This is a genomic window from Enterococcus sp. AZ063 (assembly GCF_051715045.1).
Classification (GTDB): domain Bacteria; phylum Bacillota; class Bacilli; order Lactobacillales; family Enterococcaceae; genus Enterococcus_D; species Enterococcus_D casseliflavus.
Genome location: NZ_JBIOTA010000001.1, coordinates 716,776 through 742,591, shown reverse-complemented (window position 1 = coordinate 742,591; position 25,816 = coordinate 716,776). Strand labels below are relative to the sequence as shown.

Here is a 25,816-nt window from a genome sequence, read left to right as displayed (position 1 = left end):
ATTGGAACGAAGCAAACGATACCTGTTTGCGTTACGTTTCAATCTCGCTTTTTTGTTGCTTTTAAGCAATATCCACTAAGCGGATCTTTGTGACATTTTTGTAGACAGACAATTCTTCGATCACTTCAGAAAAGCCTAGCCCTCGCGGGAGATCAATCGTATAAATGTTGGTATAAATGCGATAGTCTTCCATGAATTTGACATCAAAATTGACATCTTCGATCACGATATTTTTCTCTTGGAAGTACTCCGTCAAAAACTCTTTGGTCTCGGTGCGATGGATGTACTGGATCTCCAATTTCTTTGCTGTTGGTACGCGGACGATCCGCTTAACGATCGTCAATGCAAAGAAGATCCCGATAAAACTGCTTAATGCGATGGTGTAAAAGCCCATCCCGATGGCAATTCCTAAACCTGCGATCGCCCATAAGGAAGCAGCCGTCGTCAACCCCGTCACCGAGCGCTTCGTCACAATGATCGTTCCGGCGCCTAGAAAACCGACCCCGCTGACGACTTGTGCGATCAATCGTGCTTCGTCTGAGCGAATCACGCCTGCTAAATCTGGATGATTTAGTGCATCTCGCATGGCACCTGTGGCGATCTCCACTTGGATCAAAGCAATGACACAAGCTCCCATGCAAACCAAGATATGGGTTCTAAGACCAGCTGGTCGGCTTTTGTACTGCCGCTCGTACCCAATCGCTCCTCCCATGATCATTGCCAGCAGCAATCTCAGCGCTACTTCAGGAATGGATAAATGCATATCAACCATTTGCATCCCTCTTTTCTTCGTATTCTCTCTTTTAACTATAGCATCTCTGATGAAAAAAAGAAAAAAACAGCGCCGAATCAGCCAAATAAAAAAAGCCCCCTCAGAAAATAAGCAAGTAAGCTACAAACCATTGCTCGCAGCTGCGCTGGCGCTACTGCACAAGCGCAGGGGGAAGCTGCGAGGATGGCTCATTTTTCCTTCTGACTTATTTCTGAAAAGGGCTGATTTTGTTTTACAGGTTGCTGGCAGCAGCCTCATCGATGATCACGATCACGTCATCATGCTTTTGTAAAACAGAAGCCGGTAATTCGTTGGTTACGGGTCCTTCAATCATTTTTTGGATCGCATCCGCTTTGACTTCGCCAAATGCCATCAAAATGATTTTTTTGCTTTGCATAATCGAACCGATCCCCATTGAAATTGCCGTCGTTGGGACGTCTTCGACTTTATCAAAGTAGCGTTTGTTGGCATTGATGGTTGATTCAGTCAAATCAACGACTGAGGTCGTTCCTTCAAAAGATGCACCAGGTTCGTTGAAGCCGATATGTCCGTTTTGACCGATACCCAAGATTTGGATATCAACTGGGTGATCCGCAATCACGCTATCGTAGCGTTGGCATTCTGCTTCTAAGTCTTCCGCTTTGCCGTTTGGTACGAAGGTTTCTTTGAATGGTTTTTTATTGAATAAATGAGCATTCATGAAGTAGCGATAGCTTTGTTCGTCTTCGCCGCCTAGTCCTACGTATTCATCTAAGTTGACTGAAGTCATTTCTGAAAAATCAACTTCACTGGCAGTCATTTCTGCATAAAGGGTTTCTGGCGTGCTTCCTGTTGCTAAACCTAGGACCTTGGCGCCATTTGCCATACCTTCTTGAATCAATTCAAAAGCTTTCTTTCCGCCTTGAGCAGCATCTTTAACGCGAATAATTTCCATGATCAGCGCTCCGTTTCTATTTGGTATAGTCCAATAATACCACAGGTTGTGTTTGATTACAATAATTAGTCTAGACCAGATGACGATTTTTTCTCGCCAATCAAAAAAAGACGAGCTCTAAAATGCGCTCGTCTCTACTCGTATTCTACTTGCTTACCAATTCGTATAAACATCAATACCGCTATGACCGACACCTGTGTCATAGACTTTATAGGCACCTAAAGATGATTGACCAGTCGATCCTTTCGGTTGATTATCACTGGCAACAACGATGTACCCATCGGCATCACGGATGGTTCCGTCTGATGCTACATGGCGACCAGGGATATTCAATCCGCCTCCTGGCAAGACTTTTTGTGAGTAGTACGATTCTCTCACACCATTGAAATAGTTGATCCCATCCACTGGATTCAAGACACCAGAACCAGCACCAGGAACGCTTGAACGAGTTTGACTCACGTTAGCAGTCGCTGTAGACTCACTTTTTTCTGTGCTTTCTTTCGTACTTGTTTCTTTGTTTTCTACTGATTGGCCATCGTTAGAAACCAACAATGTTTCGCCATCAAAAATCATATTGGGATTTTCGATCGAATCATTTAAAGCTAAAAGGTCTTCGACCGTTGTTTGATAAGTAGCAGCGATCCCAGATAGAGTGTCTCCTGGTTCGACAACATGGGTTTGTTCTGCTGCTGACACAACTGTTCCACCAACGAATAAACCAAATCCTGCAACAACTGTAAATGCAAATTTTTTCAAATGAAAAAACCTCTCTTTTGATTATTTGTCCCGCTATCGGGCACAAGTAAGAGAATAACATTACAATATTGCAGGAAGGTTTCAGAAATATTTTTCATTATCACAATTGTTAAACAGAAAGTTACAGGATTTTTATTCAAAAATGCTAAACTTACAATATTGTTATCCCTTTCGATGAGTGCTTTTAGTGGCCACATGCTATAGTGATGCTAGTAATGGAAAGGAATGACACCCATGAAAAAACTACTATTAACGCTTGGCGTTTTGATTATTGTCGTAGCCGGCTATTTTGGCTACACGTACTACGCAACAACGTATCGCGGCATCACGGCTTATGCTATCACGCCCAACAAAGTCCCTGAAAAGACACAGACCTACAGCGATTCTGGTGAAAAAATCGATGGCTCTTTCACCTACAAATACACCTTTGAATTCGTAAAGAAAAATGGTGAAAAAGAACTCATGACCTATGACCTGACGGGCGAAAATGTAAAACCATTGGCTCCAAATACTTTAGTCAAAGCAGAAATCAGTAAGACCCGCATCATTTCTGGTCCCAACGAAGTCCCTCAATCAGAAGTCCCCGCAAAAATACTGTCTGAGCTGGAAACCTTTGACGAATGAGAACTTCTTACAAGAAACTTTCTACTTTTTAAGGTTCATTTTACTTTGACCGACTATGCTAGCTTTATACCAAAACTATTTTTCTTCCTCTTACCAGTCCTCGCCCGACTGGTATTTTTTGATTTTTCCCAATGGTCAGGAGTTACGCTTCTTATAGACAAAACCGCTCTAGCTTCGCAATGGTTTTTTTCTCAAATTTTGATCAAGCAGCTATTGACGATCGGAAATAAATAAAAACCAGAGTCAATAGGATAAACGCTGGTTTCATCATAAAAAACCGCTAGATTGTTTATCTCTAGCGGCTTTTTTTTCGATTTTAATAGAGTTCCAAGTATTGTTCTCTTTCCCACTCGGAGACTGTTTGGCGGAAGGCTGCCCATTCTAATCGTTTTGCTTCGACAAAGTTGGCATAGATGTGTTTGCCTAAGGCATCGATCATCACTTGGTCTTTGCGCAATGCTTTGATGGCATTGTGAATCGTTGATGGCAGATCTTCGATTTGTGCTTCTGCACGTTCTGTTTCGTTCATGATGTAGATGTTGCGGTCGACAGCTGGTGGTGGTGTCAACTCACGTCTAACGCCATCAAGTCCTGCTTGTAATAAAACAGCCATTGCTAAGTATGGGTTAGCGGATGGGTCAACTGAACGCAATTCCAAACGTGTTGACAAGCCTCTTGATTCTGGTACCCGAATCAATGGTGAACGGTTGCGTCCTGACCATGCCACGTATACAGGCGCTTCGTAACCTGGCACTAAGCGTTTGTAAGAGTTGACGGTTGGGTTGCAGACAGCCGTGTAAGCACGGGCGTGTTCGATCAAACCGCCTAAGAAGTGATACGCTGTTTGGCTTAATTGCATTGGTCCTTCTTCATCAAAGAAGACATTTTCATCACCTTTGAACAAGGACATGTTGCAGTGCATACCTGAACCGTTGATGCCGAACAATGGTTTTGGCATAAAGGTCGCATGCAAGCCGTGTTTACGAGCAATGGTTTTCACGACAAGCTTGAAGGTTTGGATGTTGTCACATGCTTCCACTGCATCCGCATATTTAAAGTCGATTTCGTGTTGCCCTGGTGCCACCTCATGGTGAGACGCTTCAACTTCAAAGCCAAGGCTTTCTAATTCTAATACGATATCGCGACGGCAGTTTTCCCCTAGATCGGTTGGGGCAAAATCGAAGTAGCCGCCTTTGTCGTTTAATTCCGTTGTGATTTCGCCTGCTTCATCTAATTTGAATAGGAAAAATTCTGGTTCTGGTCCAAGATTGAAAGAAGTAAAACCAAGGGATTGCATGTCTGCTAATGCCCGTTTTAAGTTGCCGCGAGGGTCGCCTGCAAATGGGGTGCCATCTGGATTGTAGATATCACAGATCAAACGAGCCACTTTACCATGTTCACTTTCCCAAGGGAAAATCATCCAGGTGGACAAATCAGGATACAGATACATGTCACTTTCTTCAATACGGACAAATCCTTCAATAGAAGAACCGTCAAACATCATTTTGTTTTCCAGTACTTTATCTAATTGACTTACAGGTACTTCAACGTTCTTGTTCGTTCCTAAAATATCAGTAAACATCAAGCGTAAAAAGCGCACGTTCTCATCCTTTACGATTTGTTTGATGTCTTCGGCAGTTCTTTCAAATTTTGGCATAGTATCCCTTCCTTTTTCCCAATTCTTTTTTTATATCACAGCAACGATCTACTAATGCTCTACATTCGTGGACCTTTTTGCTGGTATGGCTGTTGTTGATTCAATCCACCTTGAGCCAAGAGTTCATCATAAAAAATTCGACGTACATCTTCATCGGTCAGCGGCGGTTTGTTCTTCGCTTCTTTTTCTTTGGCAACTTTCATTTCATAAACTCGTTTGATTCCCGCCATGTTCAGTCCATCGGAAAGATAGTCTTTGATCTCAAGCAAGGTATCAATATCATTCAGCGAGTACATTCGTCGATTGCCATCGCTGCGTTCCGGGTGGATCAATTCTTGTTCTTCGTAATAACGAATTTGACGGGCGGTGAGATCGGTCAATTTCATGACTGTTCCGATAGGAAAGACTGACATTGAGCGCCGCAATTCTTTTTCCCGCATAACTTGGCTCCCCTCCGTTTCAATGATGCTGCGTAACTTTATGGAAACTATACCAATTCTTTTTTTGCGTGTCAACCCTTCATGTTAGAAAAAGTGACATGAATGCAAATTTTTTTTGATTTTTCCACTGAGCCCTTGATTTGATCGCATGTTCAAGCAGTCCTTTTTCTGGAAGAAATGGTGCCTTAGCCAAAAACGTTCGGGTTTTGCACTTGAAGGAAGCCAAACCACTTATACTTCCATAATTTTGTCACCACAAAAAAAACGGTGCATCGGCTGCACCGCTTCTGTTTATTCTTGTTCTTGCGCCATTCTGCGTAGTGGATAGGTATCCTCCAGCGCAAATCCTTTGATATGATAGGTCTGTGTTGCTTCATCGAAGGCATTGCTCAACACTAGCGACTCCCGTTTTAAACGATTCAGCGCATTGCCTTCATCGGCTTGCAGCACTAGATGATAAGGCTGCATGATCTGCATCAATTCCATTTTGATTGCCTGAGTCAAGCGTTCTTTGCCTTTGGTACTCTTTGCCGAGATCAAGACGTTGGGAAAGAGCGTTGGGACAAACTGATCGGCGTCGATGCGATCCGCCTTATTGTAGACCGTCAACATCGGTAATTGGGTCAAAGAAAGTTCCTCCATTAATTTTAAGACCGTCTCCTCTTGCTGGACCCGTTCTTCGGAACTGGCATCGACGACATGCAGCAAGAAGTCCATGTTTTGACTTTCCTCCAGTGTGGAATGAAACGCATCGATCAATTGGGTCGGCAATTCTTGGATAAAACCAACCGTATCGGTAATGGTGACTTCGAATCCTTCTGGCATCCGCCAGCGTTTCGTCAAAGGATCGAGTGTCGCAAACAACTGGTCTTGCTCATACGTATCCGCACTGGTCAAAATATTTAAAATAGTTGATTTTCCAGCATTGGTATAACCAATCAAGCCCATTTGAAAGACTTGGCTGTCTTTGCGCTTTTGGCGTGTCCGGTCTCGATGGGCTGCCACTTCCTTCAATTCCCGTTTGATGATGGTAATGCGGTTGCGGATGTGTCGACGATCGGTCTCCAGCTTGGTTTCCCCTGGCCCTCTCGTTCCGATTCCGCCCCCTAGCCGAGACATGTTCTTTCCTTGCCCTATCAAGCGTGGAAGCAAATAATCCAGCTGCGCCAATTCTACTTGCAGCTTTCCTTCTTTGGAACGGGCACGCATCGCAAAAATATCAAGGATCAGCTGGACGCGATCAATCACTGGCACTTCTAGCGCATCACCGATCAACTGGCTTTGCCTTGGTGTCAGTTCATGATTGAAGATCACTAGATCTGCTTCATGTGCTTCTGCCAACTGCTGCAATTCCGCAACTTTCCCCTTGCCGATCACGGTTTGTCGATCGACTTGCTGCCGTTTTTGCACCAGTGAAAAAACAACTTCACCATTGGCGGTTTTTGTTAAGCTTTTCAATTCTTTCATTGACGAATCAAAATGAAGATAGTTTTTCTCCGTTTCTACTCCGACAAGAATCACACGTTCTTGGCTCATCTTTTCTCCTCCAACCATTGGTCGATTTCTGTTTCAAGGGTACGTTGTTCTTCAGGTTGCCTCACTAAATCAATCCATCGGGGCTGTGCTCGGTTATTGAACCACGTCAGCTGCCGCTTGGCGTAGCGGCGTGAGTTTTGCTTGATTTGCTCAATGGTCTCCTCCAATGTGGCCTGCCCTTGAAAATAGGGCAAAAATTCCTTGTAGCCGATCCCTTTGGCGGCTTGCGTTTCTGGATACTGCAAAACAGCTTTTGCTTCTTCGATCAAGCCTTGATCCATCATCAAGTCCACCCGCTGATTGATTCGCTGGTATAACACTTCTCGCTCAGTGGTTAACCCGATCATGAAGAAATCGTACAAAGCTTGTGGTGTCTCTTTTGGTGCAGCGATACTTTCGCCAGTCATTTCAAAAACCTCCAACGCACGAATCACTTTCCGCTCATTGTTGTAGTGGATCTTCGCTGCTGCCAAGGGATCGACCGCCTGCAGCTTTTGCCATAAAGCTTCTTTGCCGATGGCTGCTGCTTCTTGTTCGTAACGCTGACGAATCGTTGGGTCGCCTTCTTCTGCCCCTAAACGAAAGTCATACAAAAGCGCTTGGATGTATAACCCTGTTCCCCCTACAACGATCGGCAGCTTTCCTTGCTGCTGGATCGTCTCGATGGTTTCACGCCCCATTTGCTGGAAATCAGCGGCAGAGTATGCTTCCGTCATTGCACGAATATCGATCAAATGATGAGGAATTCCTGCCATTTCTTCCTTCGTCACTTTAGCGGTACCGATATCTAACTGACGGTAAATTTGCATGGAATCCCCGCTGATGATCTCCCCATGGTATTTTTTGGCTAACTGGATACTCAAGGCGGTTTTGCCGACTGCGGTCGGTCCCACGATTACTAAGACTTTTTTCATCCTTTTGTTTCCTCGCGGACCTGCTGCACAATTGCCCGAGCTTTTTCTGGAAAATCGGTGATGATCCCCGTCAACCCCAGAGCCAAGCAGGTGCGAATCGCCGCTTCTTCGTTGACAGTCCACGGACGGATCGCGATCGGAAAATCAGTTAAGACCGTTGCTGTCTCTTGAACCCAGCGATAGGCAGGATGAATTCCTTCGATATACGGTCGGCTGAGCGCCAACGGTGGTTTGTCTTCCCCGCGTCCCATAATAAAATCAAGGGTCGCATCCGGTTCGATCGCATGCATCCGATCCAAGGTCTCGATATTGAAGGAACAATACCAATGAGTAAAGGGCCATTCTTGACTATTCATTAAGTCGGATACTTTGGCTTCGATTCCTTCATACTCATAATGATCGGTTTTTAATTCGATCGTCAAAATGCCACGATAATTCTTCGCTGCAAGTAAATCCAACACTTCTTTTAGCGTGGGGACTTTGGCGGCTTGAAATTCCTCAGAAAACCAGCTGCCAGCATTGAGTTCTTTTAGTTCAGCAACCGTCAGGTCACAGATCCGACCTTTGCCGTTGGTCGTTCGATCAACCGTTTCATCATGCATGACGATCAAGCCGCCATCTTTTGATAGATGTACATCTAACTCAATGATATCAGCTTTGACCCGCACCGCTTCCGCAAATGCTGGTAGCGTGTTTTCAGGTCGGTTGCCGCTACTCCCGCGGTGGGCAACGATTTGTACCATCATTCTTTCACTCCATTCTCACTCTTTATTTTACCATGGAATCTCCTAGAACCAAAAAGCCTCTGTTTGTTTCGATCCTTTTAAGAGGGACAGCGCTTTGTTTCGGTCAAAGAAAAACACTCTTACTATGATCGCAGTAAGAGTGTGTGTGATCAGTTAAAAAAGCGCAACCGTCGATACTCTGGTTTGGTTGCCTCAACCAAGGAAAACGGCTGACCAGTAGAATCAAATCGTTTTTGAAAAATAGGTCAACGGTTCGCTGGTCATGTTTTTCATTTGAGTTTTGCGCTCATTGACCATTTCGACTAATTGATCAAGGAAATTTTCCATAATGATCCGACCGCCTTTATAGGTATACCCACCGATTTTAACAGTTTCCTCTGGGGATAAAATCACCCGACGTGTTCCGATTTTTTTGAAAAATTCTTCTAAGAAAAAATTCGGTAGATAAAAACTGTTTTGCGCCGCAAAAGATTGTAGATAGGCAAAATCATCGATGGTGATATAACAGTCGTCAAAGGCATCAAAGCTGACATACTCATCCATCAACATGACCCGTTTTTGTAGAATCTCACTGATTTTTTGATTCAATAAAACCAACGTTTCGATTTCTTTGACTTTATGCTCCAACAAACGGCGTTGTTTTTCTTTTTGCTCCTCATACCGAATGCGTAAATTAAAAATGATGGTTACTAACAATGCGCCCACTAAGACGCCGATCAAACCTGCTATTGCTACTGCCATTCTTCGATCCTTCCTCATTCCTTTTTTCATATTGTATCATATTTGAAAGTTTCGCAAAAAAGATAACGAACTTTTTATTTGACCTTTCTTGACCTAATCGGTATACTATCTCTTAGATATTGCGAAAACTTTATGCTAAACTATATCTATAACGATTTTTAGGAGGACTATCACTATGAATTTAATTCCTACAGTCATTGAACAATCATCTCGCGGTGAAAGAGCGTATGACATCTATTCTCGTCTATTAAAAGACCGGATCATTATGTTGAGTGGTCAAGTAACCGATGACTTAGCAAACTCGATCATTGCTCAGCTTTTATTCTTGGACGCACAAGATTCTGAAAAAGACATCTACTTGTACATCAACTCGCCTGGCGGAAGCGTTACTGCTGGTCTAGCGATCTTTGATACCATGAACTTTATCAAAGCCGATGTTCAAACCATCGTTATGGGGATGGCTGCTTCTATGGGTTCATTCTTATTGACCGCTGGTGAAAAAGGCAAACGCTTTGCGTTACCAAATGCAGAGATCATGATCCACCAACCATTAGGTGGCGCCCAAGGTCAAGCAACTGAGATCGAAATTGCTGCCCGCCACATTTTGGCAACCCGCGAACGTCTGAACAAAATCTTGTCAGAACGTACTGGTCAACCAATCGAAGTGATTGAACGCGACACCGATCGCGACAACTTCATGACCGCACAAGAAGCCAAAGATTACGGCTTGATCGACGAGATCATGGAATCAAACAAATTGAAATAAGCTTGCATAAAAAAGGTGTACGAAGCAATTCGTACACCTTTTTGCGTCTTTTGGTTCATCGTCAGACTTCGCCATATTGGCCTTGTTGGTAAGCATGCCCATTTTCCACGTAATGCGTGATGTTTGCCTGATTTTTGGCGATCTCTTCTTCTGTCAACGGGCGGATCACTCGTGCCGGACGACCAAACGCCAACACATTAGGAGGAATGACGGTTCCTTCCGTCACTAACGAACCAGCACCTAACAAACTATTTTCACCGATCACTGCATGATTCAAAACAATCGAGCTCATGCCGATCAGCGCCCCTTTTTTGATGGTACAGCCATGAAGCATACACTGATGCCCAACAGTCACATCGTCTTCAACGATCGTCGGGGCATCGTGATCAACGTGGATGATCGTTCCATCTTGAATATTGGTACGCGCGCCGATTTCGATGCGATTGGCATCGCCTCGAATCACTGCTTGAAACCAGACCGTACTCTCTTTTCCTAGAGTCACGTTTCCTACGATCGTCGCATTTTTTGCCACAAAGCAAGGTGTTCCTTGCAACGAGGCTGGCGAAACTGTTTTGTGGGTTTCATTCCCTGATTGTTCTTTGTCCATCAACTTCTCCTTCCAATCCATAAACGGATATGCGCTTTCTTTTTTCACTATAGCACCACCCTTGCGACAATGCAAAAAGAGCGCCAGTCTGACTGGACGCTCTTTTGGGCTTACTCGGCTTCTTCTGAAAATTGACTTTGATACAGTTGGCTATAAAAACCGCCAGCTGCCAACAAGGCCTCGTGATTGCCTTTTTCAATGATCGACCCTTGATCCATCACTAAGATCAGATCTGCTTCACGAATCGTTGACAAACGATGGGCGATCACAAAGCTGGTACGACCTTCCATCACTTTATCCATTGCTTTTTGAATCAGCGCTTCTAAGCGGGTATCCACCGAACTGGTGGCTTCATCGAGAATCAAAATCTTCGGATCAGAGATGACTGCCCGTGCGATGGTCAACAATTGTTTTTGTCCCAAGGAGACATTGTCGCCTTCAGAATTGATGATCATTTCGTAGCCGTCTGGCATCGTGCGAATGAAGTGATCGACGTTGGCGGTTTTCGCTGCATCAACGACTTCATAATCGGTGGCATCTAATTTCCCAAAGCGAATGTTGTCGCCGATCGTGCCTTCGTACAACCATGCATCTTGTAAGACCATCCCAAACAGTGACCGAACATCATGACGTTCCATTTTCTTCGTGTCGATGCCGTCGATCTTGATGGCCCCTTCATTGACATCATAAAAACGCATCAACAAATTGATCAAGGTGGTTTTCCCAGCACCTGTTGGTCCCACGATCGCCACGGTTTGTCCAGCTTTGACTTCAAAGTTCAAGTCTTTGATCAACGGTTTTTTCGGATCATAGGCAAAGCCGACATGTTCAAAGGTCACGTCGCCTCTGATTTGTTCTGGCAATTGGATATCCGTTTGATTGACGGGTTCTTCTTCCTCATCTAGGATTTCAAAGACCCGTTTTGCTGCTGCTGAGGCACTTTGCAAGACGGATGACAGCTGGGTAATGTTCCCCATTGGCTGACTGACTTGCCAAATGTATTGTATGAACGCTTGCAGCTGACCAACAACGATCACGCCGCTGATCACATAAAAGCTCCCCATGACTGCCATTGCGATATAGGTAAAGTAAGCGGTCATTTGCACCAGCGGCATCATCAAGCCTGACACAAAGGCAGAACGAAAGCCGTAATAGCGCAACTGGTGGTTAACGTTTTTAAACCCTTCAAGTGTTTGCTTTTCCCGTCCATACACTTTCAACACACTGAATCCAGTCATGTTTTCTTGTACGTAGCCGTTCAGATCCCCTAACGCATTTTGCATGCCTTGGAAGTCTTTTTGCGACTTTTTGACGATCGTGCGAGAAATCAATAAGGAGGCTGGGATCATGATCAATGAAACCAACGCCATGTAGGTATTGATGTAAAACATCATGGAAACCGCCATAACGATTCCTAAGAAGGCATTGACGATCCCGATCAAGGCTTGCTGCATTGCACCGCTGACGGCATCCACGTCATTGGTCACCCGTGACAAGATATTCCCTTGTTGGTTGCGGTCGAAGTAAGAAACGGGCAAACGATTGATTTTTTCTTCAATATCTTGCCGCAGATCTCGCATCGCAGATTGGACAACGTTGGTGATCAGCAGCCCTGACATCAATTGTGAGAAACAGTAACCGACACCAACGACTGCGATCCAGATCAAGCAAAGGATCACGTAATCAAAATTAACGCCTTCGCCTGCAGCGATGTTGCGGCTGATCTCTGTCGTTGGCAATCCAGAAACATACGGCATTGCCGCATTGAAGCCGACGGTTGCAACAGTAAACAGCAAGACTAGGATAAATTGTACTTTGTACGGTTTGATGTAAGCACCTAACCGTTTTAAAGAAGAGATTGCTTTCATTGTGCCAACTCCTCCTCTGATAATTGTGACGCCGCAATGTCGTAGTATACTGGACAAGTTTGCAGCAGTTCTTTGTGGGTGCCGATGCCAACCACATCGCCTTCGTTCAAGACGACGATCTTATCGGCATTCATGATCGTTCCTACTCGTTGAGCAACGATCAAAACGGTCGATTCTGTGGTTTCTTTTTTCAAGCGTGCCCGCAATTTTGCATCCGTTTGGTAATCCAATGCAGAAAAACTATCATCAAAAATATAGATCTCTGGTTGGCGGATCACCGCACGGGCAATCGCTAGGCGTTGCTTTTGTCCGCCAGAGAAGTTGGTTCCGCCTTCTGCCAAGTGAGCATCAAAGCCATCTGGTGTGCGAGAAATGAAATCTGCCGCTTGCGCAATCTCGGCTGCTCGTTCCAGCTCTGCTTGCGTGGCATCTTCTTTCCCATAGCGTAGGTTTTCTGCGATCGTCCCTGTAAATAGCAATGCTTTTTGAGGGATAAACCCGATCTTGTTGCGCAACGTCGTTAAGCTGTAATCCCGAACGTCAACACCATCCACCAAGACTTGGCCTTCGCTGACGTCGTAAAAACGTGGGATCAATTGGATCAAGGTTGATTTTCCACTTCCAGTACTACCGATAAACGCCACGGTTTCCCCTGGTGAAGCGGTAAAGCTAACATTACGGATCACTGGACTTTGCGCATGTCCTGGATAAGCAAAGGTAACATTTTTGAATTCCAAGAAGCCTTTCGTCTTAGTTTCTGTCACTGGCTGTTCTGGCTCTTTGATTTCAGAAGTCGCATCTAACGCTTCTTGGATTCGACGAGCAGAAACCGCCGCTCGTGGATACATCGTAAAGACAGTCGCAAACAGCATGAAAGAAAACAGCGCATGGAAGATGTATTCGATAAATGCAATCAAGTCACCGACTTGCAGTTGCCCTTGATCGATTTGAATACTTCCCGTCCAAATAATCAAGATCATCACGATATTGAATAAGAAGAAAAAGCCTGGTTGTGCCGTTGCCATCAAGCGAAACAAGCTGCGAGAACTAGAAGCATAGGCTTGGTTGACTTTGCCAAAGCGTTTTTCTTCAAATTTTTCATTGACGAAGGCACGGATCACTCGTAAACCAGAGAGATTTTCCCGCAAGATGCCATTGATTTTATCTAGATTGGCTTGTTGTTTAGTGGATAAGGGTTCCGAGATTTTGGCAATGGCGATGACGGCCATCAGCAATATCGGCAATGCCCCCAAAACATACAACCCTAGTTGTGTACTTGTCCGCATGACCATGTACAAGCTGACCACAAACATCATGGGTGTCATTAAACCTGTCCGTAAGATGCTTTGCATAAACAGCATGATTTGATACGCATCATTGGTCACACGGGTGATCAATGATGAAACCCCGATTTTTTCATATTCGGTATGTGAATAGCCTTGGACTTTTTCAAAAAGATCGTCACGAATATCTGCCACAATGTTAGTGGTGATACGTGACGTGAAATAGCCTAACAAAATGTTCATCGTGATCCCCACAATGGTGATCGCGATCATCGCCGCACCCATTTTCCATATGTAGTCGCGATCACCAGCGGCGATCCCTTTGTCGATCATTCTTGCCAATAACGTCGGCAAACCTAATTCAATCAAAATAAAACCAAAAACACAGATGAAATTAAAAACCAGCAGTTTCTTGTTTCTCATCGTGTAGTGCCACATTAATTTCAAAAAATCCCCTCCTTTTTTACTTCATTACTTCTACTATAGCATAGGAATATTCTTATTGTAATGCACTTTCAACGAAAAAAAGCAAACTTCAGCGATAGTCCTTTCATTTTCTTTCAGTAAGCCTTTTCAAAATGACGTGTTTCTATACTTATTCGTTTTTCTGTGATAAACTAGGGATACTTGTAGTGGAACGACTTACAAACCCGGTGAATTTTTTATGACGACATTTGGAAAGCAAAGACGAGGCTTTCTCTTTTTTCTCACAACGATTGTCTGAAAAAAGCATGCAGCGGCTCTCGAAGCCTTCTTTTCAGGTCACTTTATTCGGACCTCGATTTTGTGATGCAGCGAATTCATCAACCAAATAGACTACTGCGAAAAGCAGATAAAGGAGAAAAGATATGATTTACAAAATTTATTACCAAGAAACAAAAGACCGCAACCCAAAGAGAGAACAAACCCACTCTTTGTACATTGAAGCAGACGATGCAGTGATCGCACGCCGTCTGGTTGAACAAAATACCCCATACAACATCGAGTTCGTTCAAGAACTAGATGAAAAACATTTAGCTTACGAAAAAGAAAACGCTGATTTCAAATTAGCGGAGTTTTAAGATGAAAGTTTCGCTGAAAAATAATGAGACTGGCGTATTCGGCGTCGGTGGACTTGGCGAAATCGGAAAAAACTGTTATGGGGTTCAATTCCAAGATGAGATCATCTTAATTGACGCGGGAATCAAATTCCCCGAAGATGAACTGCTTGGGATCGACTATGTCATTTCCGATTATAGCTACATCGTTCAAAATTTACCGAAAGTCAAAGGCTTGATCGTCACTCATGGTCACGAAGACCATATTGGCGGAATCCCTTACTTGTTGCGGGAAGCCAATATCCCGATCTATGCGGGACCCTTGGCACTTGCTTTGATCACCAACAAATTAGATGAGCATGGCTTATTGCGGGATGCGGAATTACACGAAATCAATGAAGATACGGTGATTCGTTTCCGTAAAACATCCATCAGCTTCTTCCGAACGACTCACAGTATCCCTGATGCTTTAGGTGTCGTTGTCAAAACGCCTTCTGGCAATATCGTCGCAACTGGCGATTTCAAGTTTGACTTTACGCCTGTGGGCGAACCAGCAAACTTGCACAAAATGGCAAAAATTGGTGAAGAAGGCGTCCTTTGCCTCCTTTCCGATAGTACCAATGCAGAAATTCCGACCTTTACCAAATCAGAAAAAACGATCGGCAGCTCGATCCAAAAGATTTTTGAAAAAATCGATGGTCGGATCATTTTTGCCAGCTTTGCCTCCAACATTTTCCGTCTCCAACAAGCTGCAGATGCGGCGGTTGCGACTGGACGTAAAATCGCCGTTTTTGGACGCAGTATGGAAAATGCAATCGTCAACGGACAGCGCCTTGGCTATATCAAGGTGCCAGATGGAACCTTTGTGGAATCTCATGAGATCAACCGTTTGCCTGCAAACGAAACCATGATCCTTTGTACGGGTTCTCAAGGAGAGCCAATGGCTGCTTTGAGTCGGATTGCCAACGGGACTCACCGTCAAATCCAAATTCACCCAGATGATACCGTGATTTTCTCAAGCTCACCGATTCCAGGAAATACCACGAGTGTCAATCAGCTGATCAACTTGTTGTTGGAAGCTGGCGCAAACGTGATCCATGGCAAATTGAACAACATCCATACTTCTGGTCACGGTGGCCAAGAAGAACAAAAACTGATGTTGCGTCTAATGAAGCCAAAATTCTTTATGCCTGTCCACGGGGAATTTCGGATGCTGAACATCCACACCCAGTTGGCACAAGATGTCGGTGTACCAAAAGAAAATTGTTTCATTATGGAAAATGGTGACATGTTGGCCTTAACAGCGGATACCGCTCGCTTGGCTGGTCATTTCAATGCCAATGATGTTTATGTTGACGGCAGCGGTATCGGTGATATCGGAAATGTCGTCTTACGAGATCGTCGCATTCTTTCAGAAGAAGGCCTCGTCTTAGCTGTCGCGACAGTCGATGTGGCGAAGAAAGAAGTCCTTGCTGGACCAGATATCCTTTCTCGTGGGTTTGTTTATATGCGGGAATCTGGCGAGATGATCAACGAAGCACAGCAGATCCTCTTCCGTGCATTGCGGGAAGTCTTGAACCAACCAGACCCAACAGAACACAAATTAAGAGAAGCGATGTCTTCGGCGTTACAGCCATTCCTATTTGAAAAAACCGAGCGTCATCCAATGATCCTTTCGATGATCATGACGCCGGACGATTTATAGTCTCACATTCAAGGGTAGTTCTCAGGTTACTGAGAACTACCCTTTTTCCTTTCCGTTATAAAAAGCAAAAAAAAGACCATCGAATCGATGGTCTTTTGGGGTTTTTGATTTCAAAGTGCTCTTACTGGCAGTTTGTTTGAAAGCTTACGCTTTGTTTACGTTAACTGCTTGAGGTCCACGATCAGAATCTTCCACGTCGAAAGTTACTGCTTGACCTTCTTCTAAAGTTTTGAATCCTTCACCTTGGATCGCTGAAAAGTGTACAAATACGTCTGTACCGTCTTCGCGAGAGATAAAACCAAACCCTTTTTCAGCATTGAACCATTTTACTGTACCTTGTTCCATTAAAAAAAACCTCCTCGTGCATAAGCACTTAATTGTGTGTAACATTGCCTTTGTGCGATAGAGGCCTAACGTGCGTTTCAACATCTATTCAGCAAACAAAATTACAATAATATTTTACACTTGCCCGTATTTTTTTGCAAGACAGACGATTAGACAATTCACCTTTATTTTTAATAATGTTCGCAAACTCGGCTTATTTTCACAAGTCTTCCTGTTGCCACAGCCCCTCTTCTCGCAAACTGACATAGGCATTGTCGCCAATGATCAAATGATCCAATATGTCGATCCCCATCAAGTCTCCGCACTTGATCAAGCGGCGTGTAAACAGCAGATCTGCCTCTGAGGCTTGGGGACTGCCGCTGGGATGGTTGTGGACGACGATCACTCGGGCGGCACTGTAGCGTACCGCCCAATGAAAAATCTCCCGTGGGTGAGCGATCGACTGATTCAACGATCCGATGAAGATCGTTTTTTTCTGAATGATCTCATTTTTCGTATTCAAATATAGTCCTAGTAAATGCTCTTGACGACAATCCTTCAACTCTTGGATCAACTGATGGGCGATTGCCATACTAGAGTTGACCTTACCGTACTTTGGTTGAGCGGAGCGCTGGATTCGCACACCTAATTCAACCATCGCTTTGATCTCGATGGCTTTGATTTGTCCGACGCCGCGAATTTCTTGTAATTCATCGATCGTCGCTTGCTTTAGTTCATACAATTCTTGAAAACGATTCAAGACACTGGCCGCTAATTCGAGGACATTCAGAGGACGTGAGCCAGTTCGCAGCAAAATGGCCAATAATTCTTGATTCGAAAGGGCATCCACTCCATATTCTACTAAACGCTCTCGGGGAAACGAGCTTTGGGGAATCACTGTTTCATTGATCATAAAAAAACTCCTTTGCGTCGGTCTAATAAAAGATACGCAAAGGAGAGAGTATTTCATGAATCAGGTGCGCAAAAAATCGCAGCTAGATCGAAAAGGCGGTTTCTAGAAAATCTGGGACATCCTCTAGTGATGGTAAGACTTTCAAGACTTTTTCTTCAATGATGGTCGTCGGCGCGATCAAATCGGGAATCATAATGACTGAGATCCCTGCCCCATGAGCAGCATGAATACCGTTAGCCGAATCTTCAAGGATCACCAATTCTTCTTTTGGTACCGCCAATAATGCGTGGGCTTTTTCAAAAATCTCAGGATCTGGTTTTGCCCGTGTGACATCATCAAAGCAGACGATCTCAGGAAATTCCGCCGTTAAGCCTGCTGCTTCCAGCAAGGTATCGATCACTTTGCGCTGGTTGCTAGACGCCAACACTCGGGGAATCTTTTTCTCATCAAGATAATGCAATAACTCGTGGATACCTGGCTTCAATTCAGCCTCGCCCCGTTGGAACATTTCCAGCGTTTGCTGAAAAGCCGCTTGGATAAAGTCTTCGATCATTTGATGGCCAAAGGCTTCGTCGAACCGCTCATGGTAAGCTGCCCAGACTTCTTCATCCGAGACCCCCACATAAGCTAAATACAACTCTTTTGTATAGGGAATCCCCATTTGATCCGCCACGATTTGAGTTGCTTGGTAATAGAGCAGCTCCGTGTCAAAAATCAAGCCGTCCATATCGAAAATCACACCACGTAACTTAGCCATTTCTTCCTCCTATTGCCAACAACAATTCACGAACTTCTGAAACAAAATACAAGGATCCTGTCACCAGCAGCAAATCTTCATTGGTCATTTTTTCTAATAATTCTGCCAAGCCAAACTGCCATAAAGAGACGGTTGAGATTCGTTTTTCATCGAGTTCCTGATAGCCGTCTGCTAAATGCAATGCTTTGGGAAAATCAAAGGTCGTTAAATAAATCTCGGCTTGCGGAATTGTCAGCAATTGCTGAAGCATCTCATTGACGTTTTTGGTTTCTAAGGCTGAGAACAGCACATGGATGCGATAGTCGCTGAACTCTTCTTTCATCGTATCCACCAAGCGAGCCATGGCATGCACGTTATGGGCGCCATCGATGATCACCAGTGGTTCACTGCTGATTCGTTCCATTCGGGCGGGCCAATAAGCTTTTCGCAAGCCATTGCGAATCTCTTTGGCTGAAAACGGCAGTTGCCGCAGGTCGCAATACAGGCTGTACAATTGGATCGCAACACCGGCATTTTCTGGTTGATGGCGGCCTAACATCGGCGTTTTCAAGCCTTTGATTTTGCCATGCTCATTTTCAAAATCAAACAATTCGCCCCACTCTTCATCAGGGTGACGATAGGTCACACGGTACTCTTGCCCTGCATGATACGCGGGTGCCTGTGCTTCTGCAGCTTTCAAATCGATCACCGAAAGCGCGCTTTCGACGATATTGCCAGTCACAAGGGGAATTTGTGGCTTGATGATCCCCGCCTTATGGGCAGCGATTTTTTCAATGGTATCGCCTAAGACATCCATATGATCCATGCCGATCGTCGTGATCGCTGTCAACATCGGAGAAATAACGTTGGTACTATCTAAAAGTCCCCCTAGGCCAACTTCCATTATCGCAACATCGACCTTTTTTTCTTCAAAATAGCCTAATGCCATGGCAGTAATGATCTCAAACTGAGTGATGCCCGTCAGGGTTTCATCACGATCGATTTCAGCAACCAGCGGCTGGATTTTTTCCACCCAAGCGACCAAATCCTCATCTGATATAAATTGTCCATTGATTTCGATCCGTTCATTGAACGCTTCAATGTGCGGGGAAGTAAAAGTCCCCACTTGCTGCCCAGCTTCTTCTAAAAGACTGCGCAAATAGCTGACGGTTGATCCTTTGCCATTCGTGCCGGCGATATGGATCATGGTTATGTTTTTTTCAGGATTGCCCATTCGTTTTAATAATGCTTCGACACGCATCAATCCGGGTCTTTGCCCAAATGCCAAACGCGAATGGATCCACGCTGTTGCTTCTTCGCTTGTCATCTCCTTCACCTCGCTCTTATTTTATCAAAAATCCCACAGCTTTCCCAATTTCTTTCCTGTAAACGAGAAATTTGTTTGACGGTTTCTATTGCTTACGCAAAAACAAGCATCTACAAGAGATGCTTGTTTGCAGACAGTCGACGCTTCCTATTGAATCGTGCGCAATTGCTCGATCCGTTCTTGGACTGCTTTTTGTTTTTCAAGATAATCGGCTTCTTTGCTGCGTTCTTGTGCTACGACTTCCTCTGGTGCATTGGCAACGAAGCGTTCATTCGCCAGTTTGCCTTGTACCCGTTGAACTTCTTGGGTGAACTTCGCTAGTTCTTTCTCCAAACGCGCGATTTCTTCTTCAATGTTGATCAACCCAGCTAACGGCAAGTAGATCGTCGCACCTGATAAGATGGCTGACATCGCCAATTCAGGGGCTTGTAAGCTGTTAGAGATTTCTAGTTCTTCTGGATTACAGAAACGTTCGATATAGTTTTTGTTGGCGATCAAGAATTCTTCGATCTCAGGCTCATTTGCTTGGATCAGCAAAGTGATTGGTTTCGAAAGTGGTGTGTTTACTTCTGCACGGATGTTTCGAACCGAACGAATCAATTCTTTCAACACTTCCATCCCTTGCGCCGCTTTTTCATCGGTCCATTCTGGTGCCACTTGTGGATACTCAGCAACAACTAATGATTCCCCTGTATGCGGCAGTTTGCTCCAGATTTCTTCTGTAACAAATGGCATGATTGGGTGCAACAAGCGTAAAATTTGATCAAGAACATGGACTAAGATGCTCTTATTGACTTGTTTCGCTGCTTCATTGTCACCGTATAAGGTTTCTTTCGACATTTCAATGTACCAGTCACAGAAGTCATCCCAGATAAAGTTGTATAATTGACGACCCGCTTCCCCAAATTCGAAGCGTTCAAAAAGATCAGTGACTTTTTCAATCGTTTCATTCAAGCGCGTCAAGATCCAACGATCCGCCACTGATTTTTCACCAGAAAAATCAATGTCTTCGGCAGTCATTTCGCTGACATTCATCAAGACGAAACGGGAAGCATTCCAAATTTTATTGATGAAGTTCCAAGCGGCATCCATTTTTTCATAGCTGAAACGCACGTCTTGCCCCGGTGCAGAGCCATTTGATAAGAACCAACGCAATGCATCGGCACCATATTGTTCAATGACTTCCATCGGATCGATCCCGTTTCCAAGAGACTTACTCATTTTGCGACCTTGTTCATCACGGATTAATCCGTGGATCAAGACATTTTCAAATGGTCGTTTGCCAGTAAATTCCAAGCTTTGGAAGATCATACGGCTTACCCAAAATGCGATAATGTCATAGCCAGTCACTAATGTATTGGTTGGGAAGTAGCGTTGGAAATCTTCATTGTTTTCATCTGGCCACCCCATTGTTGAAAACGGCCATAAAGCAGAACTAAACCAGGTATCCAATACGTCTGGATCTTGCTGCCAATTTTCGGCATCCGCTGGCGCTTCAAGTCCTACATACATTTCTCCCGTTTCTTTGTGGTACCAAGCTGGGATTTGATGGCCCCACCATAACTGACGAGAGATCACCCAGTCATGGACATTTTCCATCCAACGTAAGAATGTTTGGTTGAAACGTGGCGGATAAAAGTCCACCGCATCGTCGGTTTCTTGGTTGTCGATGGCTTGTTTTGCTAATGGTTCCATTTTTACGAACCATTGTGTCGATAAACGAGGTTCGACTACTACGCCTGTCCGTTCTGAGTGCCCTACACTATGGACCATTTTTTCGATTTTGATCAGACGACCTAACGCCTCTAAGTCTTTCACGATTTGCTTACGAGCAGCAAAACGATCCATGCCTGCATAAGTACCTGCTAAGTCGTTCATTGTTCCGTCATCATTCATGACATTGACCCGTGGTAGGTCATGGCGGTTACCGACCTCAAAGTCATTCGGGTCATGGGCAGGCGTGATTTTTACGACCCCAGTTCCAAATTCTTGGTCCACGTACTCATCTGCGATGATTGGGATCTCTTTATTGACCAAAGGCAAGATCACTTTTTTACCAATCAATGCTTGATAACGTTCATCTTCTGGATGAACCGCGACTGCTGTATCCCCCAGCATCGTTTCTGGACGAGTCGTTGCGATCTCCACCACACCGCTGCCATCTGCTAATTCGTAAGACATATGGTAAAAAGCACCTTCGATGTCTTTGTGGATCACTTCAATATCAGATAATGCCGTGCGGGCTTGCGGATCCCAGTTGATGATGTACTCGCCACGATAGATCAAGCCTTTTTCATATAGCGTCACGAAAACTTTACGAACCGCTTCGGATAATCCATCATCTAACGTGAATCGTTCACGGCTATAGTCTAGGGATAAGCCTAGTTTCGCCCATTGTTCCCGAATGTGACCGGCATATTCTTCTTTCCAATCCCATACTTGTTCAACGAATTTTTCCCGACCAAGGTCATAGCGAGAAATTCCTTGTTCCCGCAGCTTTTCTTCTACTTTGGCTTGGGTAGCAATCCCGGCATGGTCCATTCCTGGTAGCCATAAGGTGTCATACCCTTGCATCCGTTTTTGACGAATGATGATGTCTTGTAACGTGGTATCCCAGGCATGACCTAAGTGCAATTTTCCTGTTACGTTTGGTGGCGGAATCACGATAGAATAAGGTTTTGCTTCTTTGTTGCCGCTTGGTTTAAAACGGTCATGTTCTAACCAATCTTGGTAGCGCCCCGCTTCTACTTCTTGGGGATTGTACTTGGTGGATAGATTTTCAGTTTCTGTCATAGTTGGTCCTCCTAAAGTTACGTTTTTTAGACGTAATGGTTGGTGTGGGTTTTTTGTGCCTGTTACTGGGTAAAGCGTGACAATGTTTGAATCGTTCAGGATTAGTGCCGTGGTAGAGATGATTATCCGTTGTTTGTTGACGCCTCGTTTGTTGTTCGTAAAAAAAACGTTGCTTACAGAGGTCAAGGCACACTTCCGTGATCCTCTATTGTGTCTTAGGGCTTTTGGCAACCGATCTGACTCGCTTCGTGAACCAATTTTGATGACTTCTTGTACTGTTCATCATCTATTCTGTCTTGCTTCGCAAGCCGATCGCAGTGATTCCTAGTATGGTTACTACGCTCCCTATGGTCGCCTAGTACTGTTCATCATCTATTCTGTCTTGCTCCGCAAGCCAATCATAGTGATTCACAGCAAAAAGCGCCCTAATGCCGAGGCATTAGGGCGCTGATACGCGGTACCACCTAAATTGCAGATTGCTCTGCCACTTTGACGTGAGGTAACGTTCACGACGCGCTTGATCTTACTGTGCGGCTTTGTCTGCAAGAAACAAACCGTGGTTCGGATCAAAGACCTTCAAGCTACCTTTTCAGTGTCTGGGGAAGTCTTGCACCGACCGACTTCTCTCTGACCGCCAGGGTCACTGATACTCCTCTTGAACATTGTCTTGCTATCATAGATTCTTGTTTCATCTTGCTACATTCTACAATGAACTTTTTTGAAAGTCAATCAGAGGTTTGCTTTCGCCGCATCAATGGCTGCTTGATAATCCGGTTCGTGGGAGATCTCAGGCACGATCTCAACGTGTTGGATCACGACTTCACGGTCTAAAACGAAAATTGCTCGGGCAAAATGACCGAAGTCTGGGATCATGATTTGATAGGCCTCACCGAAGGTATTCGCCGGATCATGGAGCATGATCATGTCGACACCTTCTTGGCCGCACCATTGCGCTTGTTCTTCTTTTGTATTGTTAGAAATCGTGACAAAATGGATGTCATCCAATTGACTTGCCTCTTGGTTGAAACGCTTGGTCTGCAATGCACAGACGCGTGTCACGATATCGGGAACCACGCTGATGATCGTTGGTTTTCCTAAAAAATCAGTCAGTGTATATTCCTTGTCCTCTAAACTTTTCAAGCGAAAATCAGCTGCTTTATCCCCTACTTTTGGTTGGTTGCCGGGCATCTCATAAACCGTTTCTTTGCGTGTAACTTGCATAACATCTCTCCTATAGCATTTTCTCCCAGTATAAGAAAGATTGTCAAAAAACGAAAAGGATTTGCTCAGACTTTCGATTTTTGCGAGTAGGTCGTATCAAAAAAAATCAATGTTTGCAATTCTGTCGTCAAATCAATGTATTGGATATTGACGTCTTTTGGCACGATGACGGGATCAGGGGCAAAATTTAAAATTGCAGTGATCCCAGCATCTACGATCGCATCGATCGCCATTTGTGAATAACGACTAGGAACGGTCGAAATCGCTACGGTGATCCCTTTTTCTGCTACGACTTCCGCCAATTGATCCATTCCATAGACATAACGCCCACTAATGGTCTGACCAATCATTTCTGGATCATTGTCAAAAACCGCGACCACGGAAAGATTTTCATTTCTGCGAAAATTGTTGTTGGCTAACGCTTTTCCTAAATTTCCATAACCAATCAAGGCGATTTTTTTCTCTTCATTGGTTTCTAAGATATAGCTCAATACCTCAATCAGATAAGGAACATCATAGCCATAGCCACTTCTGCCCAATTCTCCTAGATGAGAAAAATCTCGGCGGATCGTGGCTGAAGGAACTTGCGTGATTTCTGCAAACTCTTTCGATTTGATTCGCTGAATACCAGAGGCATCCAGTAATTTTAAGTGTCGTAAATAAGCTGGCAAACGTTTTGCCGTCGCTTTCGGAAGTTTTTTATCTCTTAATGCTTCCATCCTGTCCACCCTCCTTGTTAAATGATTCACATATTGAGTGTAGCATGTTCCATTTTCAATAGCAAGAAAATATTCACAAACTCTCTCACTCGATGAAAAACGACCACAAATGTTCAAAAACAGTTGTGGTCGTAGCATTAAAATCGGGGTTTTATTATAAAAATTCAGCGAATTCCGTTGCTGCTTTTTCTTGATTTGCCGTGATTGCTTCCAGTTTCAACCCAGCCATCGCACGTTCCATCATCCCTTCGATATCGAGACGTTCTTCATATTGGTGGACCTTATCCAGTCTTGGGCGCGTCTTTGGTTGAGGAGGTGCAAAGATTGTGCAGCAATCCTCAAACGGCTGAACTGATAATTCAAAGGTATCAATGGCTTCGGCAACTTCAATGATTTCCAATTTGTCCATCGTTGCCACTGGGCGCACGATCGGCGTATTGGTTACTTCATTGATGGCGACCATGCTATGCAAAGTTTGTGAAGCCACTTGTCCTAATGATTCACCATTTAAGATGATCAAGCCATGACGAGCTTCCCGAATCGCATCCGTCAAACGCAGCATCATCCGACGGGTGATGGTCATCCAATAGCCTTGTGGCACACGATTTTTGATTTCTTCTTGGATTTCTGTAAACGGAACTTCGATAAACTGGATGCTTCCCACATAAGGCGCAAGCTTCTTCGTTAAATCTTTGGCTTTTTGCAACGCTTGTTCACTCGTATAAGGAGGGCTTGCAAAATGGACCGCTTCGATCTCAACGCCGCGTTTCATGGCAAAGTAGCCTGCAACTGGCGAATCGATACCGCCAGAAAGCATCAACATTCCCTTTCCACTGGTGCCCACTGGCAGCCCAGCGGCTCCTTGGATCGTTTCATAAGACAAATAAGCGCCATCGATCCGTATTTCTACACGCAAATTGATGTCTGGTTTTTTCATTTGGACTTTGATATCAGGAAAACGGTCGATCACCGCATTCCCTAAGGTCAAATTCAACTGGTTGCTATCTTGCACAAACGAATGATCACTGCGCTTGGCTGTGATTTTGAAGGTCTCAACACCCGTATAGATCTCTGCCATGACGTCTTGAACGGCTTTCTTTAATACTTCGATATCTTTTTCGACCCGAATGCTGGGGGAAAAGTTTTGAATCCCAAAGACTTTTTGCAGCTTAGGAATGATCTCTTGGCTGTTTTCACCGTTCAATAGCAAGTGCATGCGATCTCGCTCGGCATGAACTTTGACATGGGGATAATCTGCTAAGGTACGTTTGACGTTTGAAGCTAATTGCATAATAAAACTACGACGATTTTTGCCCTTTGTTGACAGTTCGCCATAACGAACCATGATTTCTGAATAATTCACGAGAAAACTCCTTTGATTTGGATTGATTTTATAG

The 25,816-nt window shown here is 44.4% G+C and carries 24 protein-coding genes and 1 other annotated feature; of the genes, 4 read left to right on the top strand and 20 right to left on the bottom strand.

Going from position 1 to position 25,816, the window contains the following annotated elements; genetic code table 11:
• Positions 1–61 precede the first annotated feature (61 nt).
• From IGK61_RS03390 to IGK61_RS03380, 3 genes are all read right to left on the bottom strand, one after another.
• Entirely contained in the window at positions 62–772 is a 711-nt protein-coding gene (locus IGK61_RS03390) for an MgtC/SapB family protein (protein ID WP_074536356.1), read from the bottom strand.
• A gap of 232 nt (positions 773–1,004) precedes the next feature.
• A complete protein-coding gene (nagB, locus tag IGK61_RS03385; RefSeq protein ID WP_005225171.1) occupies positions 1,005–1,706 on the bottom strand; it encodes a glucosamine-6-phosphate deaminase in 702 nt (233 codons plus the stop codon).
• Between the two features lie 153 nt (positions 1,707–1,859).
• A complete protein-coding gene (locus IGK61_RS03380; RefSeq protein ID WP_074536355.1) occupies positions 1,860–2,462 on the bottom strand; it encodes a LysM peptidoglycan-binding domain-containing protein in 603 nt (200 codons plus the stop codon).
• A gap of 234 nt (positions 2,463–2,696) precedes the next feature.
• Here IGK61_RS03380 and IGK61_RS03375 point away from each other — a divergent pair, with 234 nt between their 5' ends.
• The gene (locus IGK61_RS03375; protein WP_005225168.1) at positions 2,697–3,086 is read left to right on the top strand and encodes a YxeA family protein; all 390 of its coding nucleotides are present in this window, start codon (positions 2,697–2,699) and stop codon (positions 3,084–3,086) included.
• 316 nt (positions 3,087–3,402) lie between these two features.
• Here IGK61_RS03375 and glnA read toward each other — a convergent pair whose 3' ends face one another.
• From glnA to IGK61_RS03345, 6 genes are all read right to left on the bottom strand, one after another.
• On the bottom strand, positions 3,403–4,743 hold the full coding sequence (gene glnA / locus IGK61_RS03370) for a type I glutamate--ammonia ligase (protein ID WP_005225167.1): 1,341 nt from the start codon (positions 4,741–4,743) through the stop codon (positions 3,403–3,405).
• A gap of 59 nt (positions 4,744–4,802) precedes the next feature.
• Positions 4,803–5,183: a MerR family transcriptional regulator gene (locus IGK61_RS03365; protein WP_005225166.1), complete on the bottom strand. Its 381-nt coding sequence runs from the start codon at positions 5,181–5,183 to the stop codon at positions 4,803–4,805.
• Positions 5,184–5,474: 291 nt separating this feature from the next.
• Positions 5,475–6,719, bottom strand: coding sequence for a GTPase HflX (gene hflX / locus IGK61_RS03360; protein WP_005225165.1), 1,245 nt, complete (start codon positions 6,717–6,719; stop codon positions 5,475–5,477).
• Complete coding sequence (gene miaA / locus IGK61_RS03355) at positions 6,716–7,633, bottom strand: tRNA (adenosine(37)-N6)-dimethylallyltransferase MiaA (protein WP_074536354.1); 918 nt, start codon at positions 7,631–7,633, stop codon at positions 6,716–6,718. The genes hflX and miaA overlap by 4 nt, the downstream gene beginning before the upstream one ends.
• On the bottom strand, positions 7,630–8,379 hold the full coding sequence (locus IGK61_RS03350; protein WP_081343887.1) for a glycerophosphodiester phosphodiesterase: 750 nt from the start codon (positions 8,377–8,379) through the stop codon (positions 7,630–7,632). The genes miaA and IGK61_RS03350 overlap by 4 nt, the downstream gene beginning before the upstream one ends.
• A gap of 222 nt (positions 8,380–8,601) precedes the next feature.
• The gene (locus IGK61_RS03345; RefSeq protein WP_005231097.1) at positions 8,602–9,120 is read right to left on the bottom strand and encodes a hypothetical protein; all 519 of its coding nucleotides are present in this window, start codon (positions 9,118–9,120) and stop codon (positions 8,602–8,604) included.
• A gap of 175 nt (positions 9,121–9,295) precedes the next feature.
• On the opposite strand from IGK61_RS03345, the gene clpP reads away from it, so the two are divergent.
• Positions 9,296–9,886 (top strand): ATP-dependent Clp endopeptidase proteolytic subunit ClpP, encoded by a 591-nt coding sequence (clpP, locus tag IGK61_RS03340; protein WP_005225161.1) that lies wholly within the window; start codon positions 9,296–9,298, stop codon positions 9,884–9,886.
• 61 nt (positions 9,887–9,947) lie between these two features.
• Here clpP and IGK61_RS03335 read toward each other — a convergent pair whose 3' ends face one another.
• From IGK61_RS03335 to IGK61_RS03325, 3 genes are all read right to left on the bottom strand, one after another.
• The gene (locus tag IGK61_RS03335) at positions 9,948–10,541 is read right to left on the bottom strand and encodes a gamma carbonic anhydrase family protein (RefSeq protein WP_254777458.1); all 594 of its coding nucleotides are present in this window, start codon (positions 10,539–10,541) and stop codon (positions 9,948–9,950) included.
• 62 nt (positions 10,542–10,603) lie between these two features.
• Positions 10,604–12,361: an ABC transporter ATP-binding protein gene (locus IGK61_RS03330; protein WP_074536353.1), complete on the bottom strand. Its 1,758-nt coding sequence runs from the start codon at positions 12,359–12,361 to the stop codon at positions 10,604–10,606.
• Positions 12,358–14,091, bottom strand: a complete 1,734-nt coding sequence (locus tag IGK61_RS03325; protein WP_010747462.1) for an ABC transporter ATP-binding protein — start codon at positions 14,089–14,091, stop codon at positions 12,358–12,360. The genes IGK61_RS03330 and IGK61_RS03325 overlap by 4 nt, the downstream gene beginning before the upstream one ends.
• Before the next feature lie 401 nt (positions 14,092–14,492).
• Here IGK61_RS03325 and IGK61_RS03320 point away from each other — a divergent pair, with 401 nt between their 5' ends.
• Both IGK61_RS03320 and rnjA read left to right on the top strand, forming a co-directional pair.
• Positions 14,493–14,705 (top strand): DNA-directed RNA polymerase subunit epsilon, encoded by a 213-nt coding sequence (locus IGK61_RS03320; RefSeq protein WP_005225157.1) that lies wholly within the window; start codon positions 14,493–14,495, stop codon positions 14,703–14,705.
• 1 nt (position 14,706) lies between these two features.
• Entirely contained in the window at positions 14,707–16,386 is a 1,680-nt protein-coding gene (rnjA, locus tag IGK61_RS03315; RefSeq protein WP_005225156.1) for a ribonuclease J1, read from the top strand.
• A gap of 144 nt (positions 16,387–16,530) precedes the next feature.
• Here the strand turns inward: rnjA and IGK61_RS03310 are convergent, their stop codons facing one another.
• The 8 genes from IGK61_RS03310 to thiI all read right to left on the bottom strand — a co-directional run bounded on the left by IGK61_RS03310 (position 16,531) and on the right by thiI (position 25,782).
• Positions 16,531–16,731, bottom strand: a complete 201-nt coding sequence (locus IGK61_RS03310) for a cold-shock protein (protein ID WP_005225155.1) — start codon at positions 16,729–16,731, stop codon at positions 16,531–16,533.
• A gap of 199 nt (positions 16,732–16,930) precedes the next feature.
• Complete coding sequence (radC, locus tag IGK61_RS03305) at positions 16,931–17,623, bottom strand: RadC family protein (RefSeq protein ID WP_016610434.1); 693 nt, start codon at positions 17,621–17,623, stop codon at positions 16,931–16,933.
• Positions 17,624–17,705: 82 nt separating this feature from the next.
• Positions 17,706–18,380 (bottom strand): HAD family hydrolase, encoded by a 675-nt coding sequence (locus IGK61_RS03300; RefSeq protein WP_005225153.1) that lies wholly within the window; start codon positions 18,378–18,380, stop codon positions 17,706–17,708.
• Positions 18,373–19,686: a bifunctional folylpolyglutamate synthase/dihydrofolate synthase gene (locus IGK61_RS03295; protein WP_074536352.1), complete on the bottom strand. Its 1,314-nt coding sequence runs from the start codon at positions 19,684–19,686 to the stop codon at positions 18,373–18,375. The genes IGK61_RS03300 and IGK61_RS03295 overlap by 8 nt, the downstream gene beginning before the upstream one ends.
• Before the next feature lie 147 nt (positions 19,687–19,833).
• Positions 19,834–22,479 (bottom strand): valine--tRNA ligase, encoded by a 2,646-nt coding sequence (locus IGK61_RS03290; RefSeq protein WP_016611927.1) that lies wholly within the window; start codon positions 22,477–22,479, stop codon positions 19,834–19,836.
• Positions 22,480–22,916: 437 nt separating this feature from the next.
• Positions 22,917–23,151 (bottom strand) — a binding site (T-box leader).
• A 57-nt stretch (positions 23,152–23,208) separates the two neighbouring features.
• Positions 23,209–23,700 carry a thiol peroxidase gene (gene tpx / locus IGK61_RS03285; protein ID WP_074536350.1) on the bottom strand — a complete coding sequence of 164 codons (492 nt, stop codon included), beginning with the start codon at positions 23,698–23,700 and terminating at the stop codon, positions 23,209–23,211.
• Positions 23,701–23,765: 65 nt separating this feature from the next.
• Complete coding sequence (locus IGK61_RS03280) at positions 23,766–24,419, bottom strand: redox-sensing transcriptional repressor Rex (RefSeq protein WP_005225148.1); 654 nt, start codon at positions 24,417–24,419, stop codon at positions 23,766–23,768.
• Positions 24,420–24,573: 154 nt separating this feature from the next.
• Positions 24,574–25,782, bottom strand: coding sequence for a tRNA uracil 4-sulfurtransferase ThiI (gene thiI, locus IGK61_RS03275; RefSeq protein WP_005225147.1), 1,209 nt, complete (start codon positions 25,780–25,782; stop codon positions 24,574–24,576).
• Between the last annotated feature and the right edge of the window lie 34 nt (positions 25,783–25,816).

Coding starts and splice junctions, on each gene's coding strand:
- IGK61_RS03390 (WP_074536356.1), bottom strand. CDS start 772: ATGGTTGATATGCATTTATCCATTCCTGAAGTAGCGCTGAGATTGCTG.
- nagB (WP_005225171.1), bottom strand. CDS start 1,706: ATGGAAATTATTCGCGTTAAAGATGCTGCTCAAGGCGGAAAGAAAGCT.
- IGK61_RS03375 (WP_005225168.1), top strand. CDS start 2,697: ATGAAAAAACTACTATTAACGCTTGGCGTTTTGATTATTGTCGTAGCC.
- glnA (WP_005225167.1), bottom strand. CDS start 4,743: ATGCCAAAATTTGAAAGAACTGCCGAAGACATCAAACAAATCGTAAAG.
- IGK61_RS03365 (WP_005225166.1), bottom strand. CDS start 5,183: ATGCGGGAAAAAGAATTGCGGCGCTCAATGTCAGTCTTTCCTATCGGA.
- hflX (WP_005225165.1), bottom strand. CDS start 6,719: ATGAGCCAAGAACGTGTGATTCTTGTCGGAGTAGAAACGGAGAAAAAC.
- miaA (WP_074536354.1), bottom strand. CDS start 7,633: ATGAAAAAAGTCTTAGTAATCGTGGGACCGACCGCAGTCGGCAAAACC.
- IGK61_RS03350 (WP_081343887.1), bottom strand. CDS start 8,379: ATGATGGTACAAATCGTTGCCCACCGCGGGAGTAGCGGCAACCGACCT.
- IGK61_RS03345 (WP_005231097.1), bottom strand. CDS start 9,120: ATGGCAGTAGCAATAGCAGGTTTGATCGGCGTCTTAGTGGGCGCATTG.
- clpP (WP_005225161.1), top strand. CDS start 9,296: ATGAATTTAATTCCTACAGTCATTGAACAATCATCTCGCGGTGAAAGA.
- IGK61_RS03330 (WP_074536353.1), bottom strand. CDS start 12,361: ATGAAAGCAATCTCTTCTTTAAAACGGTTAGGTGCTTACATCAAACCG.
- IGK61_RS03320 (WP_005225157.1), top strand. CDS start 14,493: ATGATTTACAAAATTTATTACCAAGAAACAAAAGACCGCAACCCAAAG.
- rnjA (WP_005225156.1), top strand. CDS start 14,707: ATGAAAGTTTCGCTGAAAAATAATGAGACTGGCGTATTCGGCGTCGGT.
- IGK61_RS03310 (WP_005225155.1), bottom strand. CDS start 16,731: ATGGAACAAGGTACAGTAAAATGGTTCAATGCTGAAAAAGGGTTTGGT.
- radC (WP_016610434.1), bottom strand. CDS start 17,623: ATGATCAATGAAACAGTGATTCCCCAAAGCTCGTTTCCCCGAGAGCGT.
- IGK61_RS03300 (WP_005225153.1), bottom strand. CDS start 18,380: ATGGCTAAGTTACGTGGTGTGATTTTCGATATGGACGGCTTGATTTTT.
- IGK61_RS03295 (WP_074536352.1), bottom strand. CDS start 19,686: ATGACAAGCGAAGAAGCAACAGCGTGGATCCATTCGCGTTTGGCATTT.
- IGK61_RS03290 (WP_016611927.1), bottom strand. CDS start 22,479: ATGACAGAAACTGAAAATCTATCCACCAAGTACAATCCCCAAGAAGTA.
- tpx (WP_074536350.1), bottom strand. CDS start 23,700: ATGCAAGTTACACGCAAAGAAACGGTTTATGAGATGCCCGGCAACCAA.
- IGK61_RS03280 (WP_005225148.1), bottom strand. CDS start 24,419: ATGGAAGCATTAAGAGATAAAAAACTTCCGAAAGCGACGGCAAAACGT.